Annotated in this window: 7 protein-coding genes; all 7 read left to right on the top strand. The window is 45.4% G+C overall.

Annotated features, from left to right (window positions below; all coding sequences use genetic code 11):
* Nucleotides 1–404 precede the first annotated feature (404 nt).
* Nucleotides 405–923 carry an exonuclease domain-containing protein gene (locus tag CLV42_RS30240; protein ID WP_106605678.1) on the top strand — a complete coding sequence of 173 codons (519 nt, stop codon included), beginning with the start codon at nt 405–407 and terminating at the stop codon, nt 921–923.
* Nucleotides 924–1,070: 147 nt separating this feature from the next.
* Nucleotides 1,071–2,636 (top strand): purple acid phosphatase family protein, encoded by a 1,566-nt coding sequence (locus tag CLV42_RS30235; protein ID WP_106605677.1) that lies wholly within the window; start codon nt 1,071–1,073, stop codon nt 2,634–2,636.
* A gap of 5 nt (nt 2,637–2,641) precedes the next feature.
* Nucleotides 2,642–4,369, top strand: a complete 1,728-nt coding sequence (locus CLV42_RS30230) for a cytochrome-c peroxidase (RefSeq protein ID WP_211303554.1) — start codon at nt 2,642–2,644, stop codon at nt 4,367–4,369.
* A gap of 360 nt (nt 4,370–4,729) precedes the next feature.
* Nucleotides 4,730–5,314 carry a Crp/Fnr family transcriptional regulator gene (locus tag CLV42_RS30225; RefSeq protein WP_106605676.1) on the top strand — a complete coding sequence of 195 codons (585 nt, stop codon included), beginning with the start codon at nt 4,730–4,732 and terminating at the stop codon, nt 5,312–5,314.
* A gap of 233 nt (nt 5,315–5,547) precedes the next feature.
* On the top strand, nt 5,548–8,064 hold the full coding sequence (locus tag CLV42_RS30220) for a YfhO family protein (protein ID WP_106605675.1): 2,517 nt from the start codon (nt 5,548–5,550) through the stop codon (nt 8,062–8,064).
* A gap of 99 nt (nt 8,065–8,163) precedes the next feature.
* Nucleotides 8,164–8,760 carry a GNAT family N-acetyltransferase gene (locus CLV42_RS30215; RefSeq protein WP_106605674.1) on the top strand — a complete coding sequence of 199 codons (597 nt, stop codon included), beginning with the start codon at nt 8,164–8,166 and terminating at the stop codon, nt 8,758–8,760.
* A gap of 129 nt (nt 8,761–8,889) precedes the next feature.
* Nucleotides 8,890–10,470 (top strand): T9SS type B sorting domain-containing protein, encoded by a 1,581-nt coding sequence (locus CLV42_RS30210; RefSeq protein WP_106605673.1) that lies wholly within the window; start codon nt 8,890–8,892, stop codon nt 10,468–10,470.
* Nucleotides 10,471–10,503: the final 33 nt, after the last annotated feature.

Below are 10,503 nucleotides of genomic sequence, written 5' to 3'. Positions count from 1 at the left end.
ACTATTTTGATGTGCCGCCGTATACGGACCCGTACGTACGGTGGCTGGAGGGGACGGCATGCGAAATAATCTCATGCCTCCTACTCACTTGTAGCGCGGGGTGCAACCCCGGGGAAACGGAATGGTGCAACCCCGGGGAAACGGAATGGTGTAACCCCGGGGGGACGGAATGGTGTAACCCCCGGAAAGCGTAATGCCGTCACGTGGATTTGATATTAAATAAAATTATCTATATCTTTGCCCCCGTTTATAAACAACGTATTTCAGCGCAAAGCACCTAAGATCCTTATACCCCCGTATCCCGGCTAAGACAACAGTATCAGCAGGCTCCTTGCAGGACTGGAAAACACGACAGGCAGTACTCCTGTTTAAAACTAAATTTATTACCAAAAAAACAATTTGACATGGCCTATATAATGGTTGATGTGGAAAGCGATGGGCCTATTCCCGGAGATTATTCAATGATCTCATTGGGCGCCATTAAGGTGGACAACGCCCTCGATAAAACGTTCTATGGCAGATTAAAGCCAATATCAGACAAATTTGTTCCGGAGGCACTGGCCGTATCCGGGCATTCCAGGGCGGAAACCCTTACATTCGGTGATCCCCGTAAAGTGATGGCTGATTTCAGACAGTGGATTGGCGACGTATGTACAGACAGACCTATTTTCATCAGTGACAATAATGGTTTTGACTGGATGTTCGTTTGCTGGTATTTCCATCATTTCCTGGGTGAAAATCCTTTCGGGTTCAGCTCTCAGAACCTGGGAAGCGTATATAAGGGAATGGAGAAAGATATGTTCAAAACCTTTAAGCACCTGCGCCGGTCAGCACATACCCATCATCCGGTAGATGATGCAAGGGGAAATGCCGAAGCCCTGCTGACTATGAAACAAACAATGGGTTTGAAACTGAAACTCTAGTTTTTATCTTTACATCAAATAAGGCTGACTGCAGTATATGTGCCATTAATGCTACATGTATGCAGTCATTTTTATTTAACAATAATTTCATGTCACTGGTAGTACGATAATATTTTAAATTGACTACCTCGCAGAAAATTTAAGGAGATGGGTATAATACGATCCTGCCTGCTGGTGGGCATTTTAATGACAGGCAGCCTGACAGCCGCAGCACAGTCTGAGGAAGAACCAACCGTATCGCTGATCCGCGGACCATATCTGCAGTCCGGATCAGCTCATAGTATGACTATACGCTGGCGTACCAATACCGCCACCAGGAGCAGGGTACAGTATGGGGAGACTAAAGAAAATACCGATCATACTGTCAACGATTCTACCCTGACGACAGAGCATATTGTACGACTGGAAGGATTGCAGCCACATACCCGTTATTACTATAAAATAGCCGATTTCACTACTATGTTGCAGGGAGACAGTGCCAATTACTTTTATACGCTGCCGGAACAGGGTAAAGAAGGAATGTACCGTATTGGTGTATTTGGCGATTGTGGAAATAATTCTGTTAATCAGCGTAATGTAAAACAGTCTGTCCTGAAGTACCTGGATGGAAACTATATGGATGCCTGGATACTGTTGGGTGACAATGCCTACAACAGCGGTACAGATGCTGAGTTCCAGGCCAAATTCTTTAATGTATATAAGGATGACCTGTTAAAACAATATCCTATGTTCCCGGCTCCGGGTAACCACGATTATAACGACAGGGACTTCCCGGGTGCAGTTGCGCAGGCACAGCGTACACACCAGACAGCCTACTATCAGAACTTTTCTATGCCCACACAGGGGGAATCCGGTGGTGTACCCTCCCATACACAGGCATTCTATTCCTTTGATATAGGCAATATCCATTTCTTGTCACTTGATTCCTACGGAAAGGAAGATCAGCAATATCGTCTGTATGATACGACCGGTCCGCAGGTACAGTGGGTAAAACGTGACCTGGAAGCGAATAAGAACAAACAGTGGGTAATAGCTTACTGGCACCATCCGCCTTATACGATGGGCTCCCACAACTCCGACAACGAAATGGAGCTGGTACATATCCGTGAGAATTTTATCCGTATACTGGAACGTTATGGTGTAGACATGGTGTTATGCGGTCATAGCCACGACTACGAGCGTACCCGTCTGATGAAAGGTCACTATGGTATGGAGGCTACTTACAGCGCTGCGCAACATAACCTGAGTCAGTCTTCCGGACTGTATGATGGTAGTGAAAACTCCTGTCCCTATGTAAAAGATAGTTCCAACCAGGGAACTGTCTATGTGTTGAGTGGTTCAGCAGGTAAGCTGGGCGGCACACAGCCTGGTTATCCGCACGATGCCATGCAGTATGCAAATGCAACGGACGGTGGCGCTACTATGCTCGAAGTACAGGGCAATCGCCTTGATCTGAAATGGATCTGCGCGGATGGTGTGATCAGAGATCATTTTACAGTGATGAAGGAAGTCAATAAACACACCGTGTTACATGTTAAAGCTAAGAGCAAAATAACGCTGACAGCCTCTTTTACTGGTAATTACAAGTGGAGTGAAAAAGGCCAGCAAACTAAAAGTATCACGGTAGTAGCCCGCTCAGGTAAAAAAGAATATACCGTGCAGGATAACGAAAGTTGTCTGAAAGATACATTTACGATCATTACTACAAAATAAAATAGATGCATTGGAGAATGGCGTTCCCCGGTCTTTGTGTATTGCTGTTGATAGCAGTGATATTTACATCCCAGGGGGAACGCCATGCTTCTTTGTCAGATGGAGTAGTCGCGTATTTTAAGCGACAGCAACCTGTTTTTGCAAAGAAGACATTACAGCTTCAGCAACGTATTGAACAGTTACATCCCGGCGACAGTATAGCTTTATCGGCTGCCAGACAGGCCCTGCGGGAATGCAGGATCAGTTACAAATCTATCGCCTTCTTTCTCGAATATTTCTTTGCAAGCGAAGCGTATGTTTTTAACGCACCTGCCAAATATGAAATAGAAGAGCCTTATATCGAATATGAAGAGCCTGTAGGTATGCAACAGATAGAAGCGCTGTTGTACGATCCACAGGTTTACAAGCATCAGCGGGAACTGGCAGCAGAGGCCACCGTGCTGGTACAGACGGCGCAGGACCTGCATGCGTTATTGTATCAATTTTCTGTTACCGAACCGCAGGTAATGGAAAGTATCCGCCAGGAGCTGATCAGGATCATGACGCTGTACATTACAGGATATGATGCACCGCTGTTAAAAAGTGGTATAGCAGAGGCTGCGGCCGCTATGAAAGCTATTGATACTATCCTGACGCCTTACCCCGATCTGGATAAAAAAGACAGCATTAAATATTATCTGCAACAGGGTATCCGCATGCTGACTACCCAGCCGGATTTTGACTCATTTGACCGGCTCTCTTTTCTTGTAAACAACGCTCTGCCTTTACAGCGTTTGTTACTGAACAGTGACCATGATCTTTTTAGTCCTTCAACACTGAAAAAAGATGTTTTTCCACATAATGGCATAACAGGTGATACTGCACTCGGCAGACGCTTATTCTTTGAAAGAGCACTGTCGGGAAATACTACCCGCAGCTGCGCCACCTGTCATCAGCCGGAGCGTTATTTTACGGATGGCCTGGTACGAAATAGGAGCCTTACGGGGAAAGAGGAGTTACCACGGCATACCCCCGGACTATTATACGCCGGCTACCAGTATTCGCAGTTCTGGGACGGTAGGGTGCAAAGCCTGGAAGAGCAGGTAAAAGCGGTGATGCATAGTCCGCAGGAGATGAATGCTAATGATGACACTGTGCTGTACAGGTTGCGCAATATGCCGGGTTACAGCGGCATTTCCCTCTCAAAGATACAGGCTGGGCTGGCTGCTTATCTGCGTACCCTGACGCCTTTCAATTCACCCTTTGATCGTTATATGGCGGGCAATAAGCAGGCATTAACTGGTGAGCAACGGGAGGGAGGGAACCTCTTCATGGGAAAGGGGCAGTGTGCTACCTGTCACTTTGCTCCCTTATTCAATGGTCTGATACCACCACTCTATAACAGAACAGAATTTGAAGTATTAGGCACACCGGCCAATGATGATCTTGCCCATCCACTGCCAGATGGAGATAGTGGTCGCCTCGCATTCTTCCCGATAGATTTTTACAAAGGTGCTTTCAAAACGCCCACCATACGTAATGCTGCAGTAACAGCACCTTACATGCATAATGGCGCTTTCAGGAATATGGAACAGGTGATTGATTTTTATGATAAAGGTGGTGGGAATGGCATCGGACTGTCCATGACAAATCAAACATTATCTGCTGTGCCGCTTCAGCTCACACCAAAGGAGAAGAAGGCGCTGATTGCTTTTATAGAAGCATTGACAGACAAAGATCCTATCGCGCATTAGAAAGTAAGTGTGATAACAGTCAACCACTACAACACTAATACTACAGATACGCTGACAAACAAGATATCGACGCGGTATATCTAGGCGTGATAACACTTATCAGCACAACCTGTTAATCTGTGCTAAAACGGTATAGATAAGGAGTCTCAGCTGTATGAATATTTTCATGATCCTATTTGTTGATGTAAATTTTCCTGCGTATAAATACGTAATACTTTTTTCCGTGATAATACGGTGCCACGCTGAAATGCTTGTCAGCAGATAGTTTCAAATAATGAACAGTGTTAGGCGATTATTCATGTTCATACGGAGAGGCAATAACGTCATAGCAGCTTTTGGGAAAATTCCTACCTTTAAAGGATGAGTGAGGTTTTGCGGTCTTATATTAATACCTATGCTTCAACTACTTTAACCGATGCGGAGTTCGAGATAGTCATGAAAGCATTTACATTTAAAAGGCTAAGGCGAAAGCAATATCTTTTGCAGGAGGGAGATGTCTGCAAATTTTTTGGCTTTATACTCAAGGGGGCGATGCGACAGTATAGTGTTGATAGCAAAGGAACAGAATATGTTATCAATCTGAGTCTGGAAGAGTGTTGGGTCGGCGACCGTGAAAGTTTTTTTATGTTGACGCCCAGTCGTTATAATATTGATGCATGGGAGGACACGGATCTTTTACTCATCACCAACGAAGATTTCCAGCGCCTACTGGACACTGTACCTGCCGTTGTTACAATGGTGCGGATCATGGACCAGCGTTACCATATCACCACACAACGCCGTCTGCACAGCAGTATTGCTTACACCGCCAGAGAACGTTATGAAGAGCTGGCGAACACAGACCCTGAACTTATACAACGTTTCCCACAGCAAATGATTGCTTCTTACCTGGGTATTTCCCCTGAGACATTAAGCCGTATCCGCAGGCAGAGTATTGAGAGATAGTGAGACTACTCTCCATCCGCTATTACCCCTCTTTTCCCCTCTTTTCTCCAACATTTTAATTATATCTTATTTTATAACACTTTGAAAGATTAACATTTAAGCATAAATTGCCTCCCATTATTATTTTAAATAATAGTATAAAGATTTACCAATAAGATAATTGGATACCAGTCGGCTGATTTAGAGGCTGTTAGTATCCATCAGTAACAGTATAGAAAATAACAACAAGATCTATGAACAGTTTTTCCTGGAAGAAGATCATCCCGCATGTGATTGCAATTGCTGTCTTTTTGATAGTTGCGATGGTTTATTGCAGCCCGGCGCTGGAAGGCAAGGTCTTACAACAGACCGATATTGTACACTGGAAAGGGATGGCGCAGGATGCTTTTAACTATAAGGCGACGCATGGTCATTTTCCCCTGTGGAATACCCACCTGTTCAGCGGTATGCCCAATTACCAGGTGACGATGGACACCAAATCCCTCCTGCCTGATTTTGGTCGTATGCTGCAGTTTTACCTGCCTAAACCGGCCAGCTACTTTTTTGTGGCCTGTTTATGTTTCTACATCCTGGGAATGGCCTATGGTGTGAATGTATTGGCCGCCGTATTGGGTAGTCTGGGTTTTGCCTACGCAACCTATGACCCTATCATTATTTCGGTGGGCCACGAGACTAAAATGATGGCTATCGCCTATATGCCAGGATTACTAGCCGGACTGGTACTGATCTACAGAAAGAAATATATACTCGGGCTGGCTGTGGCAGCATTGTTTGCCACACTGGAAATAGGAGCAGGCCATCCGCAGGTAACCTTTTATCTGTTGATCACTCTCGGTATTATGACCCTTGGCTATATCGTGATGTGGATAATGCAGAAAGAATATAAGCATATGCTTATCGCATTAGGGCTCGCCCTTATCGGCGGACTGATTGGAGTGGCCAATACTTCCCAGAGCTTGCTGACCACCTACGAGTATTCAAAATATACCATGCGTGGTGGTAAGACAGTAGACCTCTCAGAAGATGGCAAACTGACACAGACAAAAACCGAAGGACTGGACGAGAGCTATGCATTCTCCTATAGCCTGGGTATGAGTGAGGCATTTGTTTTGATGATGCCGAACGCTTTTGGTAGTGGTTCCGGAGAGCACCTGAACCCTGATTCAAAAGTTGTTGCAGCACTTGCACAACAGAATGTTCCCGAAGCACAGGCCAGCCAGGTAGCAGCTACCTTACCTAAATACTGGGGTGGTATTGCTCCGTTTACCGCCGGCCCTCCCTACAGTGGTGCATTGGTCTGCTTCCTCGCCATCATCGGCCTGGTGGTGCTCGTCGGAAATGGCAGTGGCAAGGTGGATATGGTGACCCGCTGGTGGATATTGGCTGCTACAGTTTTGATGATCTTCATTGCCTGGGGTAGTTATTTCGCCGGGTTTAACAGGATATTATTTAACCATGTGCCGCTGTTTAATAAGTTCAGAGCCCCTTCCATGGCGCTGATCATCCCTCAGTTACTACTGCCACTGATGGCCGTATTAACGCTGGACAGGGTATTCTTTGCTGCTGATGCAAAGGAGTTCCTGCAAAAGAACTTTAAGCAGATCCTGTATGTCAGTGGTGGTGTGATCGTGTTGGCAGGTCTGGTATATGTATTCAACGATTACAGAGGCAGCTACGATACCCAGATCCTGGATGGCTTTACACAACAGGCCAACTCCACCGTGGCCAACAGCATTCTGCAAGGTATGATTGCTGACAGAAAGGCCATGTTTGCCGCAGGTATCGGACACATCCTGTGGATATGGATACTGGTCATTATCGGATTGTATTGCTATATGAAGAATATCGCAAAGCCAGTGGTGATCCTTTCTGCATTCATATTCGTGAATACAATAGACCTGTTGGTTGTAGCTAAAAAATATCTCAACAGCGAAAGCTACCAGGATGAATCCAGCTATCAGGCAGGTAACTTTGCCCCTACACCTGCTGATCAGCAGATCCTCCAGGATACCGATCCGCATTACAGGGTATTAAATCTGTCTACAGGCGATCCTTTCAATGATGCCATCACCTCTTACTATCACCGTTCAGTGGGTGGTTACCATGCTGCCAAACTGCGTATGTACCAGGATATCATCGAAAACCAGTTTGCAAAAGCAGGTGGAGGTCTGAATATGGGCGTGCTGAATATGCTGGATACGCGTTATGTGATCACCCGTTCACAGGACCAGCAACAGCCGATGCCGGTAGTACAGCGTAATCCTGACGCATTAGGGGCTGCCTGGTTCGTTAAAAATATCCATTATGTAAATGGTCCGATTGAAGCCATTAAAGCCCTGGATCACCTGAATCCAAAAGATACAGTGATCATAGACAACGCATTCAAAGCAATTACCAGCCAGCCTGTTTTTGACTCTGCTGCTACTATCAAACTGGTAAGCTATGATAACGATGCTATCAAATATGCAACAAATGCAAAGAGTAACCAGTTTGCCGTATTGAGTGAAGTGTATTATCCGGAAGGATGGAATGCCTATATCGACGGCAAGGAAACAGGGTATGCAAATGTAAACTACATTCTGCGCGGTATTGCAGTACCAGCCGGTCAGCATACTATCGAGTTCAAATTTGAACCTGCTTCCTATTATACCGGTCAGAAGCTGGTATATATTGCAAACATCCTGCTGTGGTTAACAATTGCAGGTAGCATCTTTGTATTGTGGAAACAGAACAGGCCTAAAAAAGCATAAACGAAAGTATTTCAATAGCAAAGAGGGTATCTCGTTATTACATGAGATACCCTTTTTGTTTGGCTATATTTGCAACTATACATTTGAAAAGCACCCACCATGACACCATTCAATTTTTCAGATAACATCCGGTTAGAAGATGAGCGGGTATTACTCCGCCCTCTCACATTAGCTGATGATGAACACCTCATACCCTTTACACAGGAAGAACCTAATATCTGGCGTTATGCAGTTATACCGCCTAACAGCCCCGGTATTATGCGGGAATACATCCGCGCAGCTGTAGATGGCCGCAATGCAGGAAAAGAATATCCTTTTATCGTCTTTGATAAACAGACGCAGAAGTATGCCGGCAGCACGCGCTTTTATGATATCCAGCTGGCACATAGCATGTTACAATTGGGGTATACCTGGTACGGTAAAGATTTCCAGGGTACAGGATTGAACAAACACTGTAAGTACCTGCTGTTGCAATTTGCTTTTGAACGGATGGATATGGAACGTGTGGAATTCAGGGCTGCTCATACTAATGAGAGGAGTATAGCTGCTATGAAGAGCATCGGTTGTACTGTAGAAGGGATCATGCGGAGCTGTGCCGCCAATCCGGATGGCACCAGGAGAAGCACTATCATTTTAAGCATATTGAAAGAGGAGTGGTTCGCTACAGTAAAAGAAAATCTGCATAAACGCTTATGATCATGATAAGATATTATGAAGAAATATCAATTAAAAGTACCTTTGTAAACCGTTGATTGGTGTGAGAATGCAGGGAATTTCCCAACCCTTTTATATCTGACTGTAATAGTAATTGAAACACAATATCCTATGAATTTAAAAGCTGGGTATGACCGGCTGGTAACACTGTGCAGGTTACTTTTTCTATACTCCATTATAAGTGTTTTGATGATGCCAGCCAACCTTATGGCGCAGGACATAGGCATTCGCAATCCTTCACTGGAAGGGGTGCCTTCTCAGTATCGGGCGCCTGGCCAATGGCTGGTTGTTTCTTCAACGCCTGATATTCAGCCGGGAGTAACGGGCGTGTATAAACCGGCCTCTAACGGAAATACCTATTCCGCTTTCAGAGGTGGACCACACTGGCTGGAAGCAATTGCCCAGAAACTAAATACTGATTTGCTGCCAGACAAAACTTACAGGATTTCATTTGACCTCTATTTCGCCAGGGGATATGATTCTGCCACCTGCTACGGTGCACTGGCTATCTACGGCGCAACAACATTGACGGATACACTGGAATTGCTATGGCAGTCAGGCGCTTTCTATAATACGGAGTGGCAACGGTTCACCGCAGAATTTACGCCTCATGGTGAATACAGTTACATCGTATTCGGAGGAGATGTGCGTGTGGCCTGCGACAACGCCTATGGAATAGCATTGGCGATTGACAATCTTTCAGATACGCTCAGGGAGGTGCCTAAGATATCCTATGACATCATACCCAGTTGCAAAGGTGTGAGCACCGGCTCCGTCAGGCTTTCGGTAGAGGGGACCTATCCACCGTTTACCTACGAATGGAAGGATAACGGCAGTACCAGCAATGAAAGAGATAAACTTCCCTCCGGGGATTATATTGTAACCATACATGCAGGTAATGGAATAACTGTACAGGATACTATTACGGTGCCCGAAACTGAATTTGACGGCCATGCAGCCGTTACCCTTGCCGGTTGTACGGGGCAAAACCGGAATAAGATTCAGCTCAATACCACTGGTGGTATAGGTCCTTATGAATATTTTCTGAACGGGGACACACAAGCCAAATTATCACCAGAATTTGATAACTTGTATGCGGGCAAGTATGACATTATCATCAAAGATGCCAAAGGCTGTCTGGATACCCTTTATGACCTCTTAATAACAGACCCGCCGTTGTTTACTTTTCTGGGCAGTTCCCTGCAGGGAATGAGTTGTGCCGTTACCAACGACGCAGTGTTGACACTTGCAGCAACAGGCGGAGTACCGCCGTACATTTACAGTATTGCAGGTCTTGTTTCGCAATCAGATAGCATCTTCCGGAATCTGAGTGGGGGCAGTTATGCATATCATATTACGGATGCGCAGGACTGTGATATTTCCGGTAACGTTGATGTGTCAGTGGCGGCCAATAAATGTGCAGTCTTTGTGCCGAATGCATTCAGTCCGGATGGCGATGGTGTGAATGATGTATTCCGGGTAAAGGTGTTTGACAGGATCAGCGATTTCAGGATGTCTGTTTATAATCGCTGGGGACAATTGATATACGTAAATACAGATGTGAATGACGGATGGAGGGGCGATTTGAAAGGGCAACCTTTGCCTCCGGGTACTTATTTATGGACGATCACTTACCTGGATAATACACAGCAGGCCATACAGCAGCAGGGCAGTGTTGTCCTGATAAAATAACCGGCAGCCTTATAAGGCTACCGGCTACTGTTA

This window comes from Chitinophaga ginsengisoli (assembly GCF_003014595.1).
Taxonomy (GTDB): Bacteria; Bacteroidota; Bacteroidia; order Chitinophagales; family Chitinophagaceae; genus Chitinophaga; species Chitinophaga ginsengisoli.
This window is presented reverse-complemented; position numbering and strand designations above follow the sequence as displayed.

Excerpts from the sequence above, each read along its gene's own strand:
- CLV42_RS30225 (WP_106605676.1), top strand. The coding sequence starts at position 4,730 with ATGAGTGAGGTTTTGCGGTCTTATATTAATACCTATGCTTCAACTACT.
- CLV42_RS30210 (WP_106605673.1), top strand. The coding sequence starts at position 8,890 with ATGAATTTAAAAGCTGGGTATGACCGGCTGGTAACACTGTGCAGGTTA.
- CLV42_RS30230 (WP_211303554.1), top strand. The coding sequence starts at position 2,642 with ATGCATTGGAGAATGGCGTTCCCCGGTCTTTGTGTATTGCTGTTGATA.
- CLV42_RS30240 (WP_106605678.1), top strand. The coding sequence starts at position 405 with ATGGCCTATATAATGGTTGATGTGGAAAGCGATGGGCCTATTCCCGGA.
- CLV42_RS30235 (WP_106605677.1), top strand. The coding sequence starts at position 1,071 with ATGGGTATAATACGATCCTGCCTGCTGGTGGGCATTTTAATGACAGGC.
- CLV42_RS30220 (WP_106605675.1), top strand. The coding sequence starts at position 5,548 with ATGAACAGTTTTTCCTGGAAGAAGATCATCCCGCATGTGATTGCAATT.
- CLV42_RS30215 (WP_106605674.1), top strand. The coding sequence starts at position 8,164 with ATGACACCATTCAATTTTTCAGATAACATCCGGTTAGAAGATGAGCGG.